Consider the following 21,969-nt stretch of genomic DNA (forward strand, 5'->3'; position numbering starts at 1 on the left):
AACGCGCGGGCGTCAGAACTTGTGACGCACACCCACGCCAAACGTATCGCCGTGCTCGATGCCGGTGATCTTGTCGTAGTAATAGGCCGCGTACACGTCAGTGCGCTTGGACAAGTTGTAATCGTAGGCGACCGCAAAGGTATTGCGCTTGAAATCGCCGATCGAGTTATCGGTCTTGTCGTAGGCGTACGAAGCCAGCAGGCTGCCGGCGCCGATGGGCACCGATGCGCCGAACTGGCCGTTGACGTGCTTGATGTCGCCGGACGGCGCCGTGGTGGCGCGGGTCTTGATGTACTGGCCCTGGGCAAACAGCTTGACCACCTTGAAGTCATACGACAGGCCCAGCTGGGCCGCGTCCTGGCGCGAAAGGCCGGCGTTGGCCAGGTCAGTCGCCACGTTGTCGAACCGGACTTGCTGGTAGGCAACGGTGGCGGCGAACGGGCCATTGAAGTACATCAGGTTGCCGCCCCACTTGTTCTTGCCGCCTGCGCCCGGCTGCTCGCCCATGGCGTAGATGAAGTTCGCGGTCAGGCCACCGAAGTTCGGTGTGGAGTACAGAATCGAGTTGTTCCAGCCCGAATCGCCGATGATGCCCGGGTCGACCACGCCCCCGCTGGCAGCGCCGAAGTAGGTATGGAAGATTGCCGGCGAGAACACGTACGAGTCGACCAGCGGATTGAACAGGATGGTCGAGATAAAGTACGGCGTGGTGTTGCGGCCCAGCTTGACGGCGCCGGCCTTGTCGTTCTGCAGGCCGACATAGGCATTGCGGCTGAACATCGAGTCGCCGTTGAAGCGGCCCATGCTGCCGCTGTCGGTGCGGAAGAAGCCGTTCAGGTCGAATACGGCCTTGGTGCCACCGCCCAGGTCTTCAGTGCCCTTGATGCCCCAGTAGGACGTCTGCATCCCGCCCGAGTTGGCGACCCAGGCGCGCTCGCCGACGCCCGGGCTCTTCACGCCGCCGACAAACATGTCGGCCTGGCCGTACAGCGTCACGCTGGACTGGGCCATGGCCGTGCCGGAAAGAAGGGTAGCTGCTACGGCCGCCAGCTTCATTGCCGGCTTGTACTGCTTCTGCATGTTTAAGACCTCCGTGGTTTTATCCTGCTTGGAACGTTGTGTACTGGGTCCCTGTCGGGTTCTTGTTCTGGTCTTTACGCTTCTGTTCGTGCCGCCTGGTCTGGGCTCGGTTGACGGGCCCGCATTCATCGAGATCGCGGGCCGGGGTGCCGGCGGCATCGGGTACAGCGTTTTTGTTATACAGGTGTTGCTTTTTTTGCTCAGCCGGATACTAAGTCGTCAAGGCGGAACTGCGCAATGCGATGGATCTGGTTGATGCAAGTTTGCAACTCCACGTCGGGCGTGTTGTCGATGCGGCGGGCAAACTCGTCGATGATGCCGGCGCGGTCATAGCCGCGCACGGCCAGGATGAACGGGAAGCCGAACTTCTGGTTGTAGTTGGCGTTGAGCGACTGCAGGCGCTCGAATTCCTCGGGTGTGCACAGGTTCAGGCCCGCGCCGCTCTGCTCGCGCGTGGACTCGGCCGTCAGCTCGCCACGCACTGCGGCCTTGCCGGCCAGCTCCGGGTGGGCACGCACCAGCTTGACCTGCGCCTCGGTGCCGGCGTCGTCCACGGCCTTGCGCAGGGCGCCGGCAAGCTCGGCCACGTTCGCGAACGGGCGCTGCGCCGCGGCGGTTTCCGCGAACCACGGCGAGTGTTCATACAGGCCACCCAGCACCGTCACGAATTGGGCGGTGGGCATGGCGTTGAGTTGGGCGATGGAGTATGTCTGGCTCATGCTTGATTGCGGGGAGTGTAGGGGTGGGTCTCGACCCAGTGGCGGGCGATATCGACGCGCCGGCAGATCCACACCTTGTCGTGGCCCTGCACATAGTCGAGAAAGCGCTGCAGCGCGCGGAAGCGGCCCGGCCGGCCGAGCAGGCGGCAATGCATGCCGATCGACAGCATCTTCGGCTGGTCCAGCCCGCTTGGGTCGCCTTCGTCGTACAGCACGTCGAACGAATCCTTCAGGTACTGGAAGAACTGTTCGCCGGTATTGAAGCCTTGCGGCGTGGCGAAGCGCATGTCGTTGGAGTCGAGCGTGTACGGCACCACCAGGTGGGGCTTTTTCTCGCCGCCGGTGACTTCCACTTCGGTCCAGAACGGCAGGTCGTCGCCGTAGTAGTCCGAGTCGTAAAGCAGCCCGCCGTGCTCCACCACCAGGCGGCGCGTATTGGGGCTGTCGCGGCCGGTGTACCAGCCAAGCGGCATCGAGCCCGTCATTTCCCTGATGATCTCCATGCCGATGCGCATATGCTCGCGCTCGGTGGCTTCATCGATGTTCTGGTAGTGGATCCAGCGCCAGCCGTGGCAGGCGATCTCATGGCCCAGCTCGACAAACGCGCGCGTGAGTTCCGGATGGCGCTGCAGCGCCATCGACACGCCGAAGACGGTCAGCGGCAGGCCGCGGCGCTCGAACTCGCGCAGGATGCGCCAGGCACCCGCGCGCGAGCCGTATTCGTAGATGCCCTCCATGCTCATATGGCGGTCGGGGTAGGCCGCGGCGCCGACGATTTCGGAGAGGAACTGCTCCGATGCGGCATCGCCGTGCAGGACGCAGTTCTCGCCGCCCTCTTCGTAGTTGAGGACGAACTGCAGGGCGACGCGCGCGCCGCCGGGCCAGCGGGCGTGCGGCGGCCGGGCGCCGTAGCCGATGAGATCGCGAGGATAGTTCTGCTTGGTCATGGTTTGTTTCTGCTTCAGGGAACCGGCCGGCCTTCCTTGCGGAGGGTCGGCCCGGGACCGCGGTCCCGGTTACTGCGATTACTCCGTGCCGTGCGAGTTCGCGGCGGCGCTGCGCATCGCCTCTTCGCGCGACTGGATGCCGTTGTAGAAGAGGTTCAGCGCCACGGCCACGATGGTGCCGAGCACGATCCCGCTGTGGGTGAACGGCACCGTCCACTTCGGCAGGTACTGGAAGAACGTCGGCGCCAGGGTCGGGATCATGCCGAAGCCGATCGCGATGGCGACGATGAACAGGTTGTGGCGGTTGCGGTTGAAATCGCAGCTGCCCAGGATGCGGATGCCGGTGGCGGCCACCATGCCGAACATCACGATGCCGGCACCGCCGAGCACGAACTGCGGCACCGATGCCACCACGTGCGCCATCTTGGGGAACAGGCCGAACGCGATCAGGATGATGCCGCCGGCCGCCGCCACGTAGCGCGAGCGCACCCCGGTCACGGTTACCAGGCCCACGTTCTGCGAGAACGAGGTGTACGGGAAGGTGTTGAAGACGCCGCCGATCACCGTGCCCAGGCCGTCGGCGCGCAGGCCGCGGGTCAGCTCTTCGTTGCTGAGCTTCTTGCCGGTGATGTCCGACAGCGCCAGGAACATGCCGGTCGATTCCACCAGCGTGATCAGCATGACGATGCACATCGACAGGATCGCGCTCACTTCGAAGGTCGGGATGCCGAAGTGCAGCGGCGTGATGACGGCAACGAAACTCGCTTCATCCAGGCCCTCGAACGAGACCTTGCCCATGGACATTGCCACCAGCGTGCCGGCGATGATGCCGAGCAGCACCGCGCAGTTGGCCACCAGGCCGCGGCCGTACTTGGTCAGCAGCAGGATGACGGCCAGCGTGAGCGCGGCGATGCCGAGGCTGGACAGGTCACCGTAGGCAAGGTTGGGGACTTCCTTGGCCACGCCGTCGATCACCGCACGCGTGGTCGGCTGGCCGCCGGCCGCCCAGTTGATGCCCACGCGCATCAGCGACACGCCGATCAGCGTGATCACGGTGCCAGTGACCACGGGCGGAAACAAGCCAAGCATGCGGCCCATCAACGGTGCGACCAGAATGCCGAACACGCCCGAGGCGATCACCGCGCCATAGATGCCAAGCAGGCCGATGTTCGGGTCTGAGCCGATGGCGATCATCGGTGCCACCGAGGCAAAGGTCACGCCCATCATCACGGGCATGCGGATGCCGAACTTCCAGAAGCCGAAGGCCTGGATCAGCGTGGCCAGGCCAGCGGCGAACAGGTCCGCGTTGATCAGGAAAGCCAGCTGGTCCTTGGGCAGCTTCAGCGCGCCACCGATGATCAGGGGGACGGCGACGGTGCCGGCATACATCACCAGCACATGCTGCAGCCCGAGTGCGAGCAGGCGCCCGGAGGGCAAACGCTCGTTGGTCAGGTCCGCGGGGACCGTGGTGCTTGCGGAAGTCATTGGGTGTGTCTCCTCTCCTTTGGTTTGATGGGAACACCGGCGTCCGTGGCCTCCTTTTGGGACAGCGCGGCCGCCGCGTCCTTCAGGACGCTGTCATGGCAGCGCAGCCAGGCCTCGTGCTCAGTGATGCCGGCGGGAACACCGTGCTAGGTGGAGCGGCCCAGCACGCTGCGAAGATCGAAGGCGCCCGGATCGTCGGGCTGTACGCGGTCGGCGCAGGCGCCGAGGTGGTGCGCCATGCGCGACTGGGCCAGCGCGGCATCGCCCTGTTCCAGTGCGTCGAGGATTTCCTCGTGCTCGTCGAACGAGCACGCGTTGTTGCCCGGCGCTTCCACGCTGGCGATCATCAGCGTGGTGCGCGAGACCAGCCGGCGCATCATGTTGACCAGCAACGCGTTGCCGGACAACTCGGCCAGCGCGGTATGGAACTCGGCCGACAGGCGGATCCAGGTAGGGCGGTCGTGCGTGAGGAAGGCCTGGCGCTCGCTGGCCACCATCTTGCGCAGCGGCGCGATCACGGTCTTCACGTCGGGCATGGCGGCGAGCTTGTCTAGCACGGCGCGTTCCATCATCTGGCGCAGCTCGAACATATCGTGCGCCTCGTCGGTGGACGGGCTGGCAATAAAGGCACCGCGGTTGGGTTCCAGGTCCACCATGCCGTCAGTGGCCAGGTGCGACAGCACCTTGCGGACCGTGTGGCGTGCCGTGGCATAGATCTCGCAAAGCGAATGCTCGGTCAGCTTGGTGCGCGGCGGCAGCCGGTGCTCCATGATCGCGTCGTAGATCTCGTGGTACATGCGCTCCTCGACCGAACCCTTGCGTGCGGGTTTCTCGGATTTCTGTTCGGTCAGGGTGGCGTCGGCGACACCGGCAATCAGCTTCAGGCTCTTGGACATCTTGGCACCAAGCGGTAGGACGGAAACAGCGGGCCGGGACCCACTGCGGGACCACCGTCTGCGGTGCCGGAAATCCCGGCTGTCAGTAAGCGGCGATCCGAAAATTGTTGACAATTATTTGGTTAAGCATTCAATATTGTCAACAAAACCGAATCAGGTTTTCGACAACTAAGGGTTAGTCCCCAGTTGTCAACCGGGTGGGGGCAGGCGCATTGTCGCCACGCACCAACCCAGCGCCGGGATGCGTTACATGACGTACCGAGCGGGCACCATACCCCACATATGGTGCTAGTGAAGGCAGCGGCGCCCCTCACAACCCAATCGCACAAGGACCAATACGATGGGACGCTTGACCACCCATGTACTCGACACCGCCGCCGGCACCCCGGGGCAAGGCATGTCGATTACTCTCCATAAAATTGTCGACAATCGCCGCGAAACGCTGAAAACCGTGGTGACCAACCACGACGGCCGTTGCGACCAGCCGCTGCTGGAAGGCGCCGACCTGGCCGTTGGCGAGTACGAGCTGGAATTCGCCGCCGGCGACTACTTCCGCGCGCAAGGCGTGAAGCTGCCCGAGCCCGCGTTCCTGAACGTGGTGCCGCTGCGTTTCGGCATTGCCGACACCAACGCGCATTACCATGTGCCGCTCCTGGTTTCGCCGTGGTCGTACTCGACCTACCGTGGCAGCTGATCGGTGGTCTAGGGAAACAGGAGACAAGACATGGAAGGCTATATCCTCGACTGGGCCAATATGCTGCTGCGGTGGGTGCACGTCATCACCGCCATTGCATGGATCGGTTCCTCGTTCTATTTCGTCTGGCTGGACAACAGCCTGACCAAGCCGCTCGCCACCGACCTGAAGGACAAAGGCGTGGACGGCGAACTGTGGGCCGTGCACGGCGGCGGCTTCTACAACCCGCAGAAATACCTGACCGCACCCAAGTCACTGCCCGAGAACCTGCACTGGTTCTACTGGGAGTCGTATTCGACCTGGATGAGCGGCTTCGCGCTGCTGGTGGTGCTGTACTTGTTCAACGCCAGCACGTTCCTGATCGACAAGAACGTATTCGACATGTCGCCTGGCGCGGCGGTGGGCTTTGCGGTGTCGTACCTGCTGATCGGCTGGATCGTCTATGACAGCATCTGCCGCCTGTTCGGCAAGAACGACCGTCTCGTCGGCATCCTGGTGGCGGTCTACATCATGGCCGCGGCCTTCGTCGCCTGCCACATCTTCTCGGGCCGCGCGGCGTTCCTGCTGACCGGCGCGATGGTGGCGACGATCATGAGCGCCAACGTGCTGGTGTGGATCATCCCGGGCCAGCGCAAGGTGGTGGCGGCACTCAAGGCCGGCCAGCCGGTGGACCCGATCCACGGCAAGCGCGGCAAGCAGCGCAGCGTGCACAACACCTACTTCACGCTGCCGGTGCTGTTCGCCATGCTGTCGAACCACTACAGCATGACCTACGCCGCCAAGAACAACTGGCTGGTGCTGATCCTGATCATGCTGGCCGGCGTGCTGATCCGCCAGTTCTTCATCCTGAAGCACAAGGGCAAGATCAATGTGCTGTGGCCTGCGGCCGGCGTGGCCGCGCTCGGCTTGGTGGCCGTGCTGATCGCGCCGCAACCGCGTCCGGTGGTGGCGAGCAATGGCGGTGCGGAAGCGGCAGCCACTGCGGTGAGCTTCACGAAGGTCCAGGAAGTCATCAATACGCGTTGCGTGCAGTGCCACGCCGAAGCGCCGAAGATGATGCCGACCGCGGCCAAGGGCATCAAGCTCGACTCCGCCGACGAGATCAAGGCGCACGCCCAGCTGATCTACCAGCAGGCGGTCCAGCAGAAGGCCATGCCGCTGGGCAATGTGACGCAGATTACGGACGACGAACGCGCGCTGCTGGGACAGTGGTTTGAAGGCGGCGCCAAGACGACCAACTGATTGTTTTCCAGCATGAGGGCTCGCCGGCGAGCGGCCCATGAACACTGAGCATCGGTGATCGACGGTTCGGAGGCCGCGCAGTCTGGCGGCCGTCAGTACCGGACCGGCGAGGGTTTAGACGGAGCTTCGGCTCCGTTTTTTTTTGTGCTTTGAGCGGGATGCTCTCTAGGGAATAAAGAGATCCAGACCTGCCAGTGCCACCGCGCCGCTCAAGGCGATTGCGGCCGTGGAATCCGTCAGAAGGAGGATTGCACCCGACAACCAGCAGGCAATGGCGAAGCCGATGGCATTTTTCATGATGGCCCCTCGCCGCAGCCGACATGGGGCCGGCATGCCGGATGCGGCCCGTCGTGGAACCCCTGGTTGTTTCGTGTTGCCCGTCAAGGGTACAAGCTGGTTCGATGCGCCGCGTCATCGGAACCAATGAGGGGGCTGGCACCGGCAAATCAGCCCATGCGGAAGCCGGAATCCAGCGGCTACTCCGGCTGGATCCCCGCCGCCTCGATCACCGGCTTCCACTTGGCCCGGTCCCGCTGAATCCTCTGCGCAAACGCCTCGCGCGCCTCGTTCAACGGAACAATCCCCGCCTTCTCGAGCCGCGCCCGGAAATCCGGATCGGCGATGATCTTCTTCCCTTCGGTGGCGATGCGCTCGACGATTTCCGGCGGCATCCGCGCGGGCCCGACCAGTCCGTTCCAGGTATCCACCTCGTGTCCCGGAAACGTCTCGGCAATCGCCGGCACGCTGGGCAGCGTCGGCATGCGTTTTTCGCTCGACACCGCGGTCGACCACGAAAACGCGTTTTTGGTTACTTTTGTCGCGAGACAAGAGTGACTCGCCGGCTACGCCGGCGAAACAGCAGCGCCTGCCAAGAACAACGTCCCCGCAATTCATCGTTGAACCAAAAAAAAGCCGCTCCGAAGAGCGGCTCGCGTTTCAGGCGGGCGTCAGGCCCATGGCAAGGTCAGTCATCCAGCAACGACAGATCCCGCACCGCGCCCTTGTCCGCCGACATGACCAGCTTGGCATACGCCTTGAGCGCCGCCGACACCTTGCGCGGACGCGCCTTGGCGGGCTTCCAGCCCTTGGCGTTCTGCTCTTCGCGGCGGCGTGCGAGCTCTTCGTCGGAGACCAGCACGTCGATGGTGCGGTTAGGGATGTCGATGCGGATCCTGTCGCCGTCGCGCACCAGGCCGATCGCGCCGCCGGCTGCAGCTTCCGGCGAGCAGTGGCCGATCGACAGGCCCGAGGTGCCACCCGAGAAGCGGCCATCGGTCAGCAGCGCGCAGGCCTTGCCCAGGCCCTTGGACTTGATGTAGCTGGTCGGGTAAAGCATTTCCTGCATGCCGGGGCCGCCCTTCGGGCCTTCGTAGCGCACGATCACCACGTCGCCGGCCTTGACCTTGTCATTGAGGACGTTCTCGACGGCCTCGTCCTGCGATTCCGTGACGTGGGCATTGCCTTCGAACACCAGGATGCTCTCGTCCACACCAGCGGTCTTCACCACGCAGCCGTCCACCGCGATATTGCCGCGCAGCACGGCCAGGCCGCCTTCCTTCGAGAACGCATGCTCGTACGAGCGGATGCAACCCTCGGCGCGATCCAGGTCCAGGCTCGGCCAGCGCGTATTCTGGCTGAACGCGACCTGCGTCGGGATGCCGGCCGGGCCGGCCATGTAGAAGTTGCGGACGGCGTCGTCCTGCGTGCGGACGATGTCCCACTGGTTCAGCGCATCGCCGAGCGTCGGGGCATGCACGGTCGGCACATCGGTGTGCAGCTTGCCGGCACGCTCGAGTTCGCCCAGGATGGCCATGATGCCGCCCGCGCGGTGCACGTCTTCGATGTGGTACTTGTTGGTGTTCGGTGCGACCTTGCACAGCTGAGGCACGACGCGCGACAGGCGGTCGATGTCGTCCATCGAGAAATCGATGCCGGCTTCCTGCGCAATCGCCAGCAGGTGCAGGATGGTGTTGGTCGAGCCGCCCATGGCGATGTCCAGCGTCATCGCATTCTCGAAGGCCTTGAAGCCGACCGAGCGCGGCAGCACGCGCGCGTCTTCCTGCTCGTAGTACTGGCGGGCCAGTTCGACGATGCGGCTGCCGGCGCGCTTGAACAGCTGCTCGCGGTCGGCGTGCGTGGCAACCACCGTGCCGTTGCCGGGCAGCGACAGGCCCAGCGCCTCGGTCAGGCAGTTCATCGAGTTGGCCGTGAACATGCCCGAGCACGAACCGCAGGTCGGGCAGGCGGAACGCTCCACCTCGGCCACGTCGGCGTCGGAATAGGCCGGATCGGCCGCGATCACCATGGCGTCGACGAGGTCGAGCTTCTTGAATTCGACGGCCTTGGTGACAGGGTTGGCCAGGCGCGTCTTGCCGGCTTCCATGGGGCCGCCGGAAACGAAGATCACCGGAATGTTCAGGCGCATCGCGGCCATCAGCATGCCCGGGGTGATCTTGTCGCAGTTCGAGATGCAGACCATGGCGTCGGCGCAGTGCGCGTTGACCATGTACTCGACGGAGTCGGCGATGATGTCGCGGCTCGGCAGCGAATACAGCATGCCGTCGTGGCCCATGGCGATGCCGTCATCGACGGCAATCGTGTTGAATTCCTTGGCCACGCCACCGGCAGCCTCGATTTCGCGCGCGACCAGCTGGCCCAGGTCCTTCAGGTGGACGTGGCCGGGTACGAACTGGGTGAACGAGTTCACCACCGCGATGATCGGCTTGTTGAAGTCGTCGTCTTTCATGCCGGTGGCGCGCCACAGGGAGCGGGCCCCAGCCATGTTGCGGCCGGCGGTGGAAGTCTTGGAACGGTATGCGGGCATTGTGGGGTTGTGGAATCTAAATCGCAGAAAGGATGCGGGGCCACGGGAATAGGAGCCCCTCGCGCGCCCGTGCGTACAACCTCTTGAGCTGCGCCCTGGGCAGAACCCGTGATTATCCCACACCGCCGGCAGCGCGTAGCCGGCACGGCCGGTGATCGCGCGCGCCGCAGGCAGGGCATCCAGGCTTCGCGGCCCGGATGCTCTGACGCGTCTCTTGCGGTGGTCAGCCGCCGATATTCAGCAGCGCAAGCACGCCCAGCACCAGGAAGATGCATGCGGCGATCTTGTGCACCAGGCCGATCGGCATCTTGTTGGCGAACTTGTCGCCGAGCAGCACGGCCGGCGCATTGGCCAGCATCATGCCGAACGTGGTGCCGGCCACCACGGCGAGCACCGCGCCGTTGAAGCGGGCGGCCAGCGCGATCGTGGCGATCTGGGTCTTGTCGCCCATCTCGGCAAAGAAGAACGCGACGATGGTGGCGAGCAGGATGCCGACCGTGCCTTTCACCGGCTTGGCGTTTTCCTCGTCGTCGAACTTGTCGGGGATCAGCATCCAGCCGGCCATGGCGATGAAGCCCAGGCCCAGGATCCAGCGCAGCAGCGTTTCGCCGAGCACGTGCGTGATCCAGCCGCCCAGCGCCCCGGCAAAGCCGTGGTTGACCAGCGTGGCAATCAGGATGCCAAGGATGATGGGGAGCGGCTTGCGGTAGCGCGCGGCCAGGACAAGCGAGAGCAGCTGCGTCTTGTCGCCCATTTCAGCGAGCGCGACGATGCCTGTGGAGACGAGGAAGGCTTCCATGTTGTTATGTGAGTAACCGGGCCGCAATGCATCGCGAGATGCCAATGACGCACACCTTTCCCGGCCCGGCCAGAAAGGTATGGTCATCGGTCTCGCCAGGCCTTGGATCGGGCTGGGCCTGTGGCCAGCCAGTCCGGAGCTGCGCACGCCATAACCGCAAGCGGTCAAGTCTGTTGACGTACGCCCCTGTCTGCCGGGTTCCGCATTGCGCGGAGCGGTGAGAGCAGGGCGGCTACTCCCCAATGGAAGCCGCGATTATAGCGGCGCCGGCGGGGATCGTCTACCGCCGGGAAAATGTGCCCTGTCAGGCGGGAACCGGCGACTGCTCGCTGGTGCGGCGGCCGCGGAAATCGGTCCAGCACAGGGCCTTGAAGTCGTACAGCTTGCAACGGCGCGCGGTCCGGAAGTACCAGCGCCACGAGAAATTCTCGATGATGATGCGGCCCGGCAGCGCATGTTCGAGCAGCGCCTGCGCTCGCTTCAGGCGGTACAGCGGCACGCTCATGTCCACGTGGTGCGCGGTGTGTTCCATGATGTGGTGCAGCGCCGCGCCGATGCCGTGGCGGAATCGCAAGTGCACGGTGGTCGAGACAAAGGGCTGGGCCTTGGCCCACATGGCCTTGGTGTCGTACCACGCCACGCTGGTGTGGGTGTGGTGGACGTACAGCACGAAGCCGACCGTCAGGTTCCAGACCAGGAAAGGCAGCACGAAACCAGCGCCGACCATCATCCAGGCCGATTGATCCGTGGCCAGTGCGGCCCACACCAGCGCGCCGATCCACGCGGCGCCGAAGGCAGCCACGAGCGTGCAGTCGGCCATGAAGATGGGCCGGCGCGTCGCCATCTGGCGCTTGCTCGGGAAGAACAGCTTGAACCACCAGATCTCGATCAGGTAGTACAGCCCGGCGCCGAAGCCATTGCGGTAGATGCGCTCCATCATGCGGCGCCAGCGCGGCAGCGCCTGGAATTCTTCGAGCGAATAGGGCGCCCAGACGAAGTCGAAGCCCTTCAGGTTGGTGTAGCCGTGGTGCACGACGTTGTGGCCGACTTCCCACAGGCTGTAAGGCGTGAGCGACGGCAGGAAGGTCAGTCGGCCCAGCCACTTGTTCAGGCCGCGGCGCGGCGTCAGGCTCTGGTGGCAGGCGTCATGGCCGATGATGAACAGCCGCGCGATGATCAGCCCGGCCAGTGCGCCCAGGCCCAGCTTGGCGGCCCAGTGCGGCGCCAGCACGATGCCGGCCAGCGTGGCCGCGAACAGCAGATAATCAAAGGCGAACAGCATCAGCGCGCGCGGTGTGCTGCGCTGGCCCAGCGGAATCAGCCAGCCGCGGATGATCTTGCGCGACGGCAGCGGCTGGTCGGGGGCAATCGGATCGGGGAACGGTCGGTCTTTGGCGGCCGGTGCTTCAAACGTTACCTCGGGATGCGTGGCAGCGGTGGGGGTCATGTAAACCTTCAGGTTGCTGGCGTTGCTGAAGGCCTGGTATGGCCGGCAACGGAACCATAAAGGTTAGAGGGGTTCGACGGTCCGAGTCTTGATCACCGTCAATTCGTGCCGGAGCGGTCCCGGGTAATAGCGACCTTCGGCCGCGCATTGCGGCCGAAGGTCGGTCAGTCATCACACGACGGGCGTCTGTACTGCCTCGCCCATCACATAGACGCTGTCGATCACACGGTCGTCGCCGAGCATGGCAAAGGCGAACAGCTGCTCTTCCAGCGTCCCGGAACGGCCGCTGCGGCGGGCGATCAGCGGCGTCGCTTGCGGATCCAGCACGATGAAGTCGGCTTCGCAGCCCTCGCTGAAGCTGCCGATGCGGTCGGACCAGCCCAGCGCCTCGGCCGCGGCGCGCGTGGCCAGGTAGAACATGCGCAGCGCCGTCAGGTGGTAGCCGCCCATGCGCGCGACCTTGTGCGCGGCGTTCATGGTGCGGAACATCGAGAACGAGGTGCCGCCGCCGACATCGGTGGCCAGCGTCACGTTCAGGCGGTTGGCGTCGGACTGGTGGAAGTCGTAGAAGCCGCTGCCCAGGAACAGGTTCGACGTCGGGCAGTGGGCGACCGCGGCGCCGCTGTCGGCCAGGCGCCGGCGGTCATCCTGGTCCAGGTAGATCGCGTGGCCGTAGAACGCGCCCGGGCGCAGCAGGCCATAGCGGTCGTAGACGTCCAGGTAGCTGCGCGCGTCCGGGAACAGCTCGGCAACCCATTTCACCTCGTCGCGGTTCTCGGCGACGTGGGTCTGGATGAACGCGTCAGGGTAGGCCTTTGCCAGTTCGCCGCAGGCGGCCAGCTGCGCTTCGGTCGAGGTCGGGGCGAAACGCGGCGTGATGGCGTAGGCCAGGCGGCCCTTGTTATGCCAGCGCGACATCAGGTCGGCCGAATCGCGCGCGCCGGTTTCGGCGGTGTCGCGCAGGAAATCGGGGCAGTTGCGGTCCATCATCACCTTGCCGGTGATCATGCGCAGGTTGCGCTGCTCGCTCTCGGCAAACAGTGCCTCGGCCGAAGCCTTGTGCACGGTGCTCCAGACCACGGCGCTGGTGGTGCCGTTGCGCAGCAGTTCGTCGGTGAAGAAGCCGGCCACCGCGCGCGCGTATTCGGGCTCGGCAAAGCGGCGTTCCTCGGGGAAGGTGTAGGTGTCCAGCCAGTGCAGCAGCCCGGGCGACGGCGACGCGATGATGTCGGTCTGCGGGTAGTGCACGTGCGTGTCGATAAAGCCCGGCACGATCAGCTTGCCGCGGTGGTCCACCACCTCGGCGCCGGCCGGGATGCGCGCGGCCAGCCCCTTGTAGTCGCCCGCTGCGACGATGCGCCCGGCGGTGACGATCAGCAGACCATCTTCCCAATACTGATAGGCGTCCTCGTGGAATTGCGGATCGTGCAGGAAATGCAGCACGCGGCCGCGGATCGCGCGGGTAATGGACGGGGTCGGCGGAGTGGTCGTCATGGTCTGTCTCTCGGGACCGGCCTGCGCGCACGCGCAGGGCCGGGCTATTGCTATGCGCCGCGCTCAGGCCGCTGGGACCGTGGCGGGCGGGGACGTCGGCGTGGCCGACCAGAAGTGGTCGACCTCCGCCAGGAACTCGGCCTTCTGCATCGGAGGCAGGAAAGCCGCTTCAAAACTATTGCGCGCGAGCTGGTGCGCATCCGCGGCATCGAGCGGCAGCGCTTCGAACGTGGCTTCCCAGTTGGCGTTCATGTAGCCGCCAAAGTAGGCCGGATCGTCCGAATGCAGCGTGACCATGACGCCGGCATCGAGCATGCGCTTGAGCGGGTGTTCGCGCAGGTCCGGATGCACCTTGAGCTTCTGGTTCGACAGCGGGCACACCGTCAGCGCCACGCGTTCGCGCGCCAGGCGCTCGATCAGCGCGGCATCGTCGATCGACCGCACGCCGTGGTCGATGCGCTCGACCTTGAGGATGTCCAGCGCGTCGATGACATATTGCGCGGGGCCTTCCTCGCCGGCGTGGGCCACCAGTCGCAGGCCGAGTTCGCGGGCACGCGCGAACACGCGCGCGAACTTCTCGGGCGGGTTGCCCTGCTCGGACGAATCCAGCCCGACGCCGACAAAGCGGTCGCGGTAGGGCATCGCGGCTTCCAGCGTGGCGAATGCGTCTTCCTCGGACAGGTGCCGCAGGAAGCAGAGAATCAGGCTGCTCGAGAAATCGTATTCGGTACGCGCCTGGGCCAGTGCGTCGGCGATGCCGTCGATTACGGTGCCGATCGGCACGCCGCGCGCGGTGTGGGTCTGCGGATCGAAGAAGATCTCGGCGTGGCGGACGTTGTCGGCGACGGCGCGCTTGACGTAGTCCATCGTCATGTCGAAGAAATCCTCTTCCGTCAGCAGCACGCTGGCGCCGGCGTAGTAGATGTCCAGGAACGATTGCAGGTCGGTGAACGCGTACGCCGCGCGCAGGGCTTCGACGCTAGGGTAGGGCAGGCTCACCTGGTTGCGCTGGGCCAGCCGGAAGATCAGCTCGGGTTCGAGCGTGCCTTCGATATGCACGTGCAGTTCAGCCTTGGGAGTACGGCGGATCTTGTCCGCCAGCGCGGCATCGATGGTCATGTGGGGCCTCGGTCTTATGGTTACGGATGCACCGTCTCCCCGTGGCTCGCGTGCAGCGCGGCGAGACGCTGGTCGCGGACCTGCAGCAACTGGGCGACGATGGCTACCGCAATCATAGCCGGTGCCTTGTCGGTGATCCCCGATACGCCCATCGGGCATGTCATCTCGGGGAAGCGGGCCGGGTCGACACCGTAGTCCGCCAGCCGGTGCTCGAAGCGCGCGCGCTTGGTCTTGGAGCCGATCAGCCCGAAATACGCGAAGTCGGTGCGCCGGAAGATCTCCTCGCACAAGGTCTGGTCCAGCGCGTGGCTGTGCGTCATGACCAGGAAGTAGCTGCCCGCGGGCGCCTGCGCGACCACGGCTTCAGGCGTGTCGCTGGCCTCGGCCTCGACGTTGTCGGGCAGGCCGGCCGGGAACAGCGTGTCGCGTTCATCGACCCAGTGCACGCGGCACGGCAGGTTGGCCAGCACCTTGACCAGCGCATGACCGACGTGGCCGGCGCCGAACAGGACGACGTGCATCTCATCGGGGACGAGCGTGTCGATCCAGGAGCCGCCCGCTTCGAGCGTGACCGACGGCACCGCCGCGCGGCATTCTGCGGCGGTTACTGCACCTGATGCCGGAACCGTGCGTTGCAGTGATCTGCCCGCGGCGAAAGCGGCTTCCACTGCGTCCAGCCAGCGCAAGTCATCCTGGCCGAGGACTTCGAAGCCCAGCTGGACCACGCCGCCGCAGCACTGGCCCAGTGCCGGGCCCAGCGGAATGCGCTCGATGCGGCGCTGCTCCTTGCCGTCCGCCAGCATGGCACGCGCGATATCCATGCCGCGCCATTCCAGGTGTCCGCCGCCGATGGTGCCGACCAGGTCGTTGGCGCTGACCAGCATCCGTATGCCCGGCTCGCGCGGCGCCGAGCCCTTGACTTCGACGATGGTGACCATCGCCACCGGCACGCCGGTGCGCACCATGCGCGCGGCGTCGGCGAAGCGGAAGGGTTTGAGCGGTGCGTCCTGCATGTCGGGGCCTTGGTCGTGACTGCCGGCTGGTGCCGGTCTGTGGTCAATGCTGTGGTCGATGGTTTGCGTGCCAGCGCAGTGGCGCGTGCCTGCGCGGGCGGCCGGCCCCTTGCCTACCCGAAAGCAGGCAAGGGGGGAAAGTCCGGCGGGCCCGGCAGGCGCGCGCGTCAGGCCGGCTGTGCGGCGCTTTCGCGCACGGCGCGCACCGCTTCCACGGCGTCCAGGATGGCTTCGCTGGTGGCCGGCGCGCGCAGCGGCGGGTTGGCTTCATAGTCACCCACGGCCGCGATGGCATCGCGGATTGCGAAGAACACCGAGAACGGCAGCAGCAGCGGCGGCTCGCCCACAGCCTTGGAGCGATGGATGCTGTCTTCCACGTTGCGGTTCTGGAACAGGCGCACGTTGAAATCTTCGGGGCAGTCGTTGATCGTCGGGATCTTGTAGGTGGACGGGGCGTGCGTCATCAGCTTGCCATCCTTGTTCCACCACAGTTCCTCGGTCGTCAGCCAGCCCATGCCCTGGATGAAGGCGCCTTCCACCTGGCCGATGTCGATGGCGGGGTTCAGCGACTGGCCCGCATCGTGCAGCGCGTCGGCGCGCAGCAGCTTCCATTCGCCGGTCAGCGTGTCCACCAGCACCTCGGAGCAGGCCGCGCCATAGGCAAAATAATAGAACGGCCGGCCATTCAGCTTCTTCTGGTCCCAATGCAGCTTGGGCGTGGTGTAGAAACCGTCCGACCACAGCTGCACGCGCGCCACGTAGGCTTCGCGGGCCAGGTCGCCGAATGACAGGCGCAACTCGCCCGCCACGATCAGGTCATCGTTGAAGCGCACGCTCTCCGGCGTTACGCCAGCCTTGCGGGCGGCGAACTCGGCCAGGCGCTCGCGGATCTGGCGCGCGGCGTCCTGCGCGGCCTTGCCGTTCAGGTCGGCGCCGGTCGATGCCGCGGTGGCCGAGGTATTGGCCACCTTGCTGGTGTCGGTCGCGGTCACGCGCACGCGTTCCAGGCGGATGCCCAGTTCATGCGCCACCACCATCGCCACCTTGGTGTTCAGGCCCTGGCCCATCTCGGTGCCGCCGTGATTCACCAGCACCGAGCCGTCGTTGTAAACGTGCACGAGCGCGCCAGCCTGGTTGTAGTGCGCCACGTTGAACGAGATGCCGAACTTCACCGGCGTGATCGCAATGCCCTTCTTCAGGATCGGGCTGGTTGCGTTGAACGCTCGCGTAGCCTCGCGGCGCGCGCGATATTCGCTGGTGGCCACCAGTTCGTCGATCAGTTCGTGGATGACGTTGTCTTCGACCGTCTGGCCATACGGCGTGACATTGCGCTCGGTCTTGCCGTAGAAGTTGGCGCGGCGCACGTCCAGCGAATCCTTGCCGACATTGCGCGCCACGTTGTCGAGGATGTACTCGATCGCGAACGCGCCCTGCGGGCCGCCGAAGCCGCGGAACGCGGTATTGCTCTGCGTGTTGGTCTTGCCGCAGTAGCCGTCGATCTGCACGTTCGGCAGCCAGTAGGCGTTGTCGAAGTGGCAGATCGCGCGCGTCATCACCGGGCCGGACAGGTCGGCCGAGAAACCGGCGCGCGACACCATGTCGATCTTCACGCCCTCGATGCGGCCTTCCGTGTCGTGGCCGACTTCGTAGTCGAACACGAAGTCATGGCGCTTGCCGGTGATCATCATGTCGTCGTCGCGGTCCGGGCGCAGCTTGACCGGGCACAACAGCTTCCAGGCCGCCAGCGCGGCGCAGCACGCGAACATCGCCGACTGCGATTCCTTGCCGCCAAAGCCGCCGCCCATGCGCCGGCATTCCACCAGCACCTGATGCGCGTGCCAGCCCAGCATGTGGGCCACGGCGTGCTGCATTTCGGTCGGGTGCTGGGTCGAGCACCACACATGCATGCCGTCGTTCTCGCGCGGCGCGGCGTAGGCAATCTGGCCTTCAAGGTAGAACTGTTCCTGCCCGCCCAGGCGGATATTGCCAGCGTCGCGCTGCGCGGCGGCGGCGATATGCTGCTGCGGCTCGCCGCGCGTCAGGTGCATCGGCGGCAGCACGTAGCTGCCTGCCGCGTGCGCGGCCTCGGGCGACAGCACTGGCGGCAGGTCTTCGTATTCGATCACGCCCAGACGTGCGGCGCGGCGCGCCGCATCGTGCGACGTGGCCACCACCACGAAGATCGGCTGGCCGATGAACTGCACCACGTCGCGCACCAGGATGGGGTCATCGTGGATGATCGGGCCGCAGTCGTTGACGCCCGGAATGTCGTCCACGGTCAGCACATCGATCACCCCCGGCGCGGCGCGCACCTTGTCGAGCGAAATCGACTTGATGCGGGCATGGGCGCGGCTGCTCATGCCGAGCGCCGCATGCAGCGTGCCGGCCAGCTCGGGAATGTCGTCGGTATAGGTGGCGGTGCCCGCCACGTGCAGGTGCGCCGATTCATGCGGGCGCGAGATGCCGACCTGCGGCACGGTCTCGTCGGCCACGCTGGCGTCGAGCAGGAAGGGTTCGGTTTGCTTGTTCATGCCGATCTCTCCTCAGGCCGTGACGGTTGCGGTGGTGCCGGCGCCGAGCGCGCGGACGTTGACGGCGGCTGCGGGCAGCGCATCGGCGCGCGTCTCCAGCCAGAAGCGGTACAGCAGGTTGGCGGCACCGCGTGTGCGGTACGAGGCAGTCGAACGCATGTCGGACAGCGGTGTGTAGTCCTGCGACAGGGCCGCCATGCCGGCGCGCACGGTAGCCTCGTTCCAGGGCTGGCCCATCAGTGCGGCTTCAGTCGCCGCGCCGCGCTTGGGCGTGGCGGCCATGCCGCCAAACGCGATGCGCGCCTGCGTCACCACACCTTGCTCGACCGTGATGCCGAAGGCAGCGCACACGGCGGAAATATCCTCGTCAAAGCGTTTGGACAACTTGTAGGTCCTGAAGTGCTGCGGTCCCTTGACCGGCACGCGCAGCGCGGCGACGAACTCGCCCTCGGTCATGGCCGTCTTCTGGTAGGCCAGGTAGAGGTCTTCGAGCGGCAGCGTGCGGCGGGTCTCGCCGTGTTGCAGGACCACTTCTGTGCCGAGCGCGATCAGCGCCGGCATCGAGTCGCCGATCGGCGAGCCGTTGGCGATGTTGCCGCCGAGCGTGCCGGCATTGCGGATCGGCAGCGAGGCGAAGCGCTTCCACATCTCTTCGAGTTCCGGGTGCGCGGCGGTCAGTGCGGCGTAGGCCTTCTCGAGCGTCACGCCTGCGCCGATCTCGATCGCGCCGTCGCTCTCGGTGAGCGACTGCAGGTCTTCCACCTGGCCGATATAGAGCAGGTTGCCCAGTTCGCGGAACTGCTTGGTGACCCACAGGCCCACGTCGGTGCTGCCCGCCAGGATGCGGATGTCCGGTTCGGCGGCCTTGATCGCGCCGAATTCCGCCGCCGTGCGAGGGGCGTAGAAATTCTGGCCCTTGGCGCTGTAGCGGAAGGTTTCGCCGCGCTTGAGCTTGCGCAGATTCTCGGCGATCTGCTTCGGATCGAGCTTGCTGGCGTGCGGGGCGGGCATGGCCATCATGCGTTCGCCGGCGTCGATGATCGGGCGGTAGCCGGTGCAGCGGCACAGGTTGCCGGTCAGCGCGTCGCAGATGGTCTGGCGCGCCGGCGCTTCGCCGCCCGGGGTGTGCTGCTGGTACAGCGCCCACAGCGACATGACGAAACCGGGCGTGCAGAAGCCGCATTGCGAACCGTGGCATTCGACCATGGCTTCCTGCACCGGGTGCAGGGTGCCGTCGGCCTGGCGCAGGTCCTCGACGGTGATCAGCGCCTTGCCGTCGAGCGTCGGCAGGAACTGGATGCAGGCGTTGACGGCCTTGAATTCGACATCGCCGCCGTCCTGCAGCTCGCCGATCACGACGGTGCAGGCGCCGCAGTCGCCTTCGGCGCAGCCTTCCTTGGTGCCGGTGCAGCGCACGTCCTCGCGCAGGTACTGCAGCACGGTGCGGGTAACGGGGGCGTCGGATACTTCCCTGACCTGACCGCGATGGAAAAAGCGGATGGTTTGCGTCTCCATGGTCTTTATCTCGTTCTGTGATGGCGGAAACATAGCATTGGCTTAATTCATGCAATATTCCGTCCAGGTGATATGCCCCATCAGAATGCCCGCCCATCGGCTCGCCCGCCACGCGAATTGACCGATGGCGGGTTGCGTGACATACACTATGCGCCGTTCCCTTACCCCACGCCAGCCTGCCGGCCAGCCCCCGGCACGCCCCTTATCGCCATGCACGGACGCGACCATCTCGATACCTATTTGCTGCGGGTGCTCCACACCCTGCTGACCGAGCAGAGCGTGACCCGCACGGCCGTGCGCCTGGGCCAGTCGCAGCCGGCCATCAGCAATACGCTCAAGCGGCTGCGCGACATCACCGGCGACGCTATTTTGGTGCGCGGCAAAAACGGCATGGTGGCGACCGAGCGCGGGCGCGAACTGCTCGAGCTGGCCGAGCAGAGCCTGGCGGCGATGGACCGCATCGCCCGGCCGCCGCAGCAGTTCGACCCGGCCACCACCACGCGCACGTTCCACCTTGGTGCGCCGGATTACCTGGATGCGTTCTTCCTGCCCAATATCGTCGAGCGCATGCGCCGCCTGGCCCCGGGAGCCAAGCTGTTCGTGCATCCGATGACCTCGTCGGGCGACTTTCTCGAAGACCTGGAGCAGGGGCAACTGGACATTGTCGTGGGCAACTGGCTGTCGCCGCCCGAACACCTGCATATCTCGCCGCTGTTCGACGACGAGGTGGTCTGCATGCTGGGCGGCCAGCACCCGCTCGCGCGCAAGGGGCTGACGCTGAAGCACTACCTGGAGATGCCCCATCTGGCGCCGGCGCCCTACGCATCGATGCAGCGCAGCATGATCGACCAGGCGCTCGCCGAACAGGGCTACAAGCGCAATATCCAGGTGACGCTGCCGTATTTCGGGCTGGTGCCGTATGTGCTGATGAAGACCGATATGGTGTTCACCACCGGGCGCCAGTTTGCCGCGCACTATGCGCAGTACCTGCCGATCCGGATGGTGCCTTCGCCGGTGACATTTCCACGCATGCGCTTCTACCAGCTCTGGCACGAGCGCTGCCATGCCGCGCCGGATGTGATGTGGATGCGTCGGATGATTGCCGAGGTGGCCGCCGACCTGCCGCAATTGCCGCGGCTGGAGGCGGAGGCGGGCTGAAACGAAAAGGGCAGCGCGCCAGGCTGCCCTGTCTTCGCGATAAAACGGCGTGGCCGGCTTAGTTGCTGGCTTGCGTAGCCTTGTAGTCCGGGAAGAACAGCTGCTCGCCATCCACCTTGTAGCCCGCAATGGCCTGCTGTCCTTCGGGCGAGGTAATCCATTCCACCAGTTTCATCGCGTCGGTGTAGTTGGTGCCCGCGTGCCTGGCCGGGTTGACCGCGATGATCCCGTACGGGTTGAACATCTTCGGGTCGCCCTGCACGGCGATGGCCAGCCCCGTCTTGGCGCGGTAGGCGCCGTAGGTGGCGCGGTCCGACAGCGTATAGGCGGGCATCTGGGCGGCCATGGTCAGGACCTCGCCCATGCCGAGGCCTGCATTGACGTACCAGGGCTGTCCCTTCGGCTCAACGCCGATCTGCTTCCAGTAGTCCTTTTCCATCACGTCGGTGCCGGAATTGTCGCCGCGCGAGATGAACTTGCTGCCGCTGCCCGCCAGCTTGCGGAAGCCCGCGAGCACATCCTTGCCGCCCTTGATGCCCGCCGGATCGCTGGCCGGACCTACCACGATGAAGTCGTTGTACATGACGTCGCGGCGGTTGACGCCGTAGCCGGCCGCCACGAATTCATCTTCCATCTTGCGCGCGTGCACGAGCAGCACGTCCACGTCGCCCATTTCGCCCATCTTCATGGCCTTGCCGGAGCCCACGGCGATGACCTTGATGTTCACACCTGACTTCTGCTCGAACTTCGGCAGCAGGTACTTGAGCAGGCCCGAGTTCTCCGTGCTGGTGGTCGTGGCCAGTTTGAGCTCTCCGGCCTGCGCCGCGGAAAAGGCGACCAGGAAAAGGACGCAGACTACGACGGGATGCTTCCGGAATGCAGTCCGTGACATATAGGGTTCCTTGGGTTATGTCATTAAAAACATAATTGCCATGCCTTGGCAGGTCATGGAGAATTCACAAAACTACATGAAAAACGGGGTGATTCATTGTGGTCGACGCCCATC

The 21,969-nt window shown here is 65.4% G+C and carries 19 protein-coding genes and 1 riboswitch; of the genes, 3 read left to right on the forward strand and 16 right to left on the reverse strand.

Annotated features, from left to right (window positions below; translation table 11 throughout):
- Positions 1–12 precede the first annotated feature (12 nt).
- The 5 genes from AC3FKG_RS06185 to AC3FKG_RS06205 form a co-directional block, all read right to left on the reverse strand.
- The gene (locus tag AC3FKG_RS06185) at positions 13–1,080 is read right to left on the reverse strand and encodes a porin (protein WP_483710875.1); all 1,068 of its coding nucleotides are present in this window, start codon (positions 1,078–1,080) and stop codon (positions 13–15) included.
- A gap of 200 nt (positions 1,081–1,280) precedes the next feature.
- Complete coding sequence (gene uraD, locus AC3FKG_RS06190; protein ID WP_488742686.1) at positions 1,281–1,799, reverse strand: 2-oxo-4-hydroxy-4-carboxy-5-ureidoimidazoline decarboxylase; 519 nt, start codon at positions 1,797–1,799, stop codon at positions 1,281–1,283.
- Complete coding sequence (gene puuE, locus AC3FKG_RS06195) at positions 1,796–2,746, reverse strand: allantoinase PuuE (protein WP_488675782.1); 951 nt, start codon at positions 2,744–2,746, stop codon at positions 1,796–1,798. Before puuE ends, uraD begins: the two co-directional genes overlap by 4 nt.
- Before the next feature lie 78 nt (positions 2,747–2,824).
- Complete coding sequence (locus AC3FKG_RS06200) at positions 2,825–4,231, reverse strand: nucleobase:cation symporter-2 family protein (protein ID WP_488742687.1); 1,407 nt, start codon at positions 4,229–4,231, stop codon at positions 2,825–2,827.
- A gap of 146 nt (positions 4,232–4,377) precedes the next feature.
- On the reverse strand, positions 4,378–5,127 hold the full coding sequence (locus tag AC3FKG_RS06205; protein WP_483710879.1) for a GntR family transcriptional regulator: 750 nt from the start codon (positions 5,125–5,127) through the stop codon (positions 4,378–4,380).
- A gap of 340 nt (positions 5,128–5,467) precedes the next feature.
- Here AC3FKG_RS06205 and uraH point away from each other — a divergent pair, with 340 nt between their 5' ends.
- Both uraH and AC3FKG_RS06215 read left to right on the forward strand, forming a co-directional pair.
- Positions 5,468–5,821, forward strand: coding sequence for a hydroxyisourate hydrolase (uraH, locus tag AC3FKG_RS06210; RefSeq protein WP_483710880.1), 354 nt, complete (start codon positions 5,468–5,470; stop codon positions 5,819–5,821).
- Positions 5,822–5,851: 30 nt separating this feature from the next.
- The gene (locus AC3FKG_RS06215; RefSeq protein ID WP_483710881.1) at positions 5,852–7,063 is read left to right on the forward strand and encodes a urate hydroxylase PuuD; all 1,212 of its coding nucleotides are present in this window, start codon (positions 5,852–5,854) and stop codon (positions 7,061–7,063) included.
- A gap of 165 nt (positions 7,064–7,228) precedes the next feature.
- Here the strand turns inward: AC3FKG_RS06215 and AC3FKG_RS06220 are convergent, their stop codons facing one another.
- The 10 genes from AC3FKG_RS06220 to xdhA all read right to left on the reverse strand — a co-directional run bounded on the left by AC3FKG_RS06220 (position 7,229) and on the right by xdhA (position 19,805).
- On the reverse strand, positions 7,229–7,360 hold the full coding sequence (locus AC3FKG_RS06220) for a hypothetical protein (protein WP_483710882.1): 132 nt from the start codon (positions 7,358–7,360) through the stop codon (positions 7,229–7,231).
- A gap of 179 nt (positions 7,361–7,539) precedes the next feature.
- A complete protein-coding gene (locus AC3FKG_RS06225) occupies positions 7,540–7,842 on the reverse strand; it encodes a Bug family tripartite tricarboxylate transporter substrate binding protein (protein WP_488742688.1) in 303 nt (100 codons plus the stop codon).
- Between the two features lie 185 nt (positions 7,843–8,027).
- Positions 8,028–9,887, reverse strand: a complete 1,860-nt coding sequence (gene ilvD / locus AC3FKG_RS06230; protein WP_483710884.1) for a dihydroxy-acid dehydratase — start codon at positions 9,885–9,887, stop codon at positions 8,028–8,030.
- A 223-nt stretch (positions 9,888–10,110) separates the two neighbouring features.
- Entirely contained in the window at positions 10,111–10,686 is a 576-nt protein-coding gene (locus AC3FKG_RS06235) for a TMEM165/GDT1 family protein (protein WP_483710885.1), read from the reverse strand.
- 30 nt (positions 10,687–10,716) lie between these two features.
- Positions 10,717–10,939: riboswitch (yybP-ykoY riboswitch) on the reverse strand.
- A 51-nt stretch (positions 10,940–10,990) separates the two neighbouring features.
- Positions 10,991–12,133, reverse strand: coding sequence for a fatty acid desaturase (locus AC3FKG_RS06240; protein ID WP_483710886.1), 1,143 nt, complete (start codon positions 12,131–12,133; stop codon positions 10,991–10,993).
- Between the two features lie 171 nt (positions 12,134–12,304).
- Positions 12,305–13,627 carry a guanine deaminase gene (guaD, locus tag AC3FKG_RS06245; RefSeq protein ID WP_483710887.1) on the reverse strand — a complete coding sequence of 441 codons (1,323 nt, stop codon included), beginning with the start codon at positions 13,625–13,627 and terminating at the stop codon, positions 12,305–12,307.
- A gap of 63 nt (positions 13,628–13,690) precedes the next feature.
- Positions 13,691–14,746 carry an adenosine deaminase gene (locus AC3FKG_RS06250; RefSeq protein ID WP_483710888.1) on the reverse strand — a complete coding sequence of 352 codons (1,056 nt, stop codon included), beginning with the start codon at positions 14,744–14,746 and terminating at the stop codon, positions 13,691–13,693.
- Positions 14,747–14,766: 20 nt separating this feature from the next.
- Positions 14,767–15,759, reverse strand: coding sequence for a xanthine dehydrogenase accessory protein XdhC (gene xdhC, locus AC3FKG_RS06255; protein WP_483710889.1), 993 nt, complete (start codon positions 15,757–15,759; stop codon positions 14,767–14,769).
- 167 nt (positions 15,760–15,926) lie between these two features.
- Complete coding sequence (gene xdhB / locus AC3FKG_RS06260) at positions 15,927–18,290, reverse strand: xanthine dehydrogenase molybdopterin binding subunit (protein WP_488742689.1); 2,364 nt, start codon at positions 18,288–18,290, stop codon at positions 15,927–15,929.
- 12 nt (positions 18,291–18,302) lie between these two features.
- On the reverse strand, positions 18,303–19,805 hold the full coding sequence (xdhA, locus tag AC3FKG_RS06265) for a xanthine dehydrogenase small subunit (protein WP_488742690.1): 1,503 nt from the start codon (positions 19,803–19,805) through the stop codon (positions 18,303–18,305).
- 210 nt (positions 19,806–20,015) lie between these two features.
- On the opposite strand from xdhA, the gene AC3FKG_RS06270 reads away from it, so the two are divergent.
- Positions 20,016–20,963 carry a LysR substrate-binding domain-containing protein gene (locus AC3FKG_RS06270; RefSeq protein ID WP_483710892.1) on the forward strand — a complete coding sequence of 316 codons (948 nt, stop codon included), beginning with the start codon at positions 20,016–20,018 and terminating at the stop codon, positions 20,961–20,963.
- 58 nt (positions 20,964–21,021) lie between these two features.
- On the opposite strand, the gene AC3FKG_RS06275 is transcribed toward AC3FKG_RS06270, so the two are convergent.
- Positions 21,022–21,855 carry an ABC transporter substrate-binding protein gene (locus AC3FKG_RS06275; RefSeq protein ID WP_488742691.1) on the reverse strand — a complete coding sequence of 278 codons (834 nt, stop codon included), beginning with the start codon at positions 21,853–21,855 and terminating at the stop codon, positions 21,022–21,024.
- Between the last annotated feature and the right edge of the window lie 114 nt (positions 21,856–21,969).

It is taken from the genome of Cupriavidus sp. 22TCCZM04-2 (assembly GCF_057798895.1).

Coding starts and splice junctions, on each gene's coding strand:
- AC3FKG_RS06185 (WP_483710875.1), bottom strand. CDS start 1,080: ATGCAGAAGCAGTACAAGCCGGCAATGAAGCTGGCGGCCGTAGCAGCT.
- uraD (WP_488742686.1), bottom strand. CDS start 1,799: ATGAGCCAGACATACTCCATCGCCCAACTCAACGCCATGCCCACCGCC.
- puuE (WP_488675782.1), bottom strand. CDS start 2,746: ATGACCAAGCAGAACTATCCTCGCGATCTCATCGGCTACGGCGCCCGG.
- AC3FKG_RS06200 (WP_488742687.1), bottom strand. CDS start 4,231: ATGACTTCCGCAAGCACCACGGTCCCCGCGGACCTGACCAACGAGCGT.
- AC3FKG_RS06205 (WP_483710879.1), bottom strand. CDS start 5,127: ATGTCCAAGAGCCTGAAGCTGATTGCCGGTGTCGCCGACGCCACCCTG.
- uraH (WP_483710880.1), top strand. CDS start 5,468: ATGGGACGCTTGACCACCCATGTACTCGACACCGCCGCCGGCACCCCG.
- AC3FKG_RS06215 (WP_483710881.1), top strand. CDS start 5,852: ATGGAAGGCTATATCCTCGACTGGGCCAATATGCTGCTGCGGTGGGTG.
- AC3FKG_RS06220 (WP_483710882.1), bottom strand. CDS start 7,360: ATGAAAAATGCCATCGGCTTCGCCATTGCCTGCTGGTTGTCGGGTGCA.
- ilvD (WP_483710884.1), bottom strand. CDS start 9,887: ATGCCCGCATACCGTTCCAAGACTTCCACCGCCGGCCGCAACATGGCT.
- AC3FKG_RS06235 (WP_483710885.1), bottom strand. CDS start 10,686: ATGGAAGCCTTCCTCGTCTCCACAGGCATCGTCGCGCTCGCTGAAATG.
- AC3FKG_RS06240 (WP_483710886.1), bottom strand. CDS start 12,133: ATGACCCCCACCGCTGCCACGCATCCCGAGGTAACGTTTGAAGCACCG.
- guaD (WP_483710887.1), bottom strand. CDS start 13,627: ATGACGACCACTCCGCCGACCCCGTCCATTACCCGCGCGATCCGCGGC.
- AC3FKG_RS06250 (WP_483710888.1), bottom strand. CDS start 14,746: ATGACCATCGATGCCGCGCTGGCGGACAAGATCCGCCGTACTCCCAAG.
- xdhC (WP_483710889.1), bottom strand. CDS start 15,759: ATGCAGGACGCACCGCTCAAACCCTTCCGCTTCGCCGACGCCGCGCGC.
- xdhB (WP_488742689.1), bottom strand. CDS start 18,290: ATGAACAAGCAAACCGAACCCTTCCTGCTCGACGCCAGCGTGGCCGAC.
- xdhA (WP_488742690.1), bottom strand. CDS start 19,805: ATGGAGACGCAAACCATCCGCTTTTTCCATCGCGGTCAGGTCAGGGAA.
- AC3FKG_RS06270 (WP_483710892.1), top strand. CDS start 20,016: ATGCACGGACGCGACCATCTCGATACCTATTTGCTGCGGGTGCTCCAC.
- AC3FKG_RS06275 (WP_488742691.1), bottom strand. CDS start 21,855: ATGTCACGGACTGCATTCCGGAAGCATCCCGTCGTAGTCTGCGTCCTT.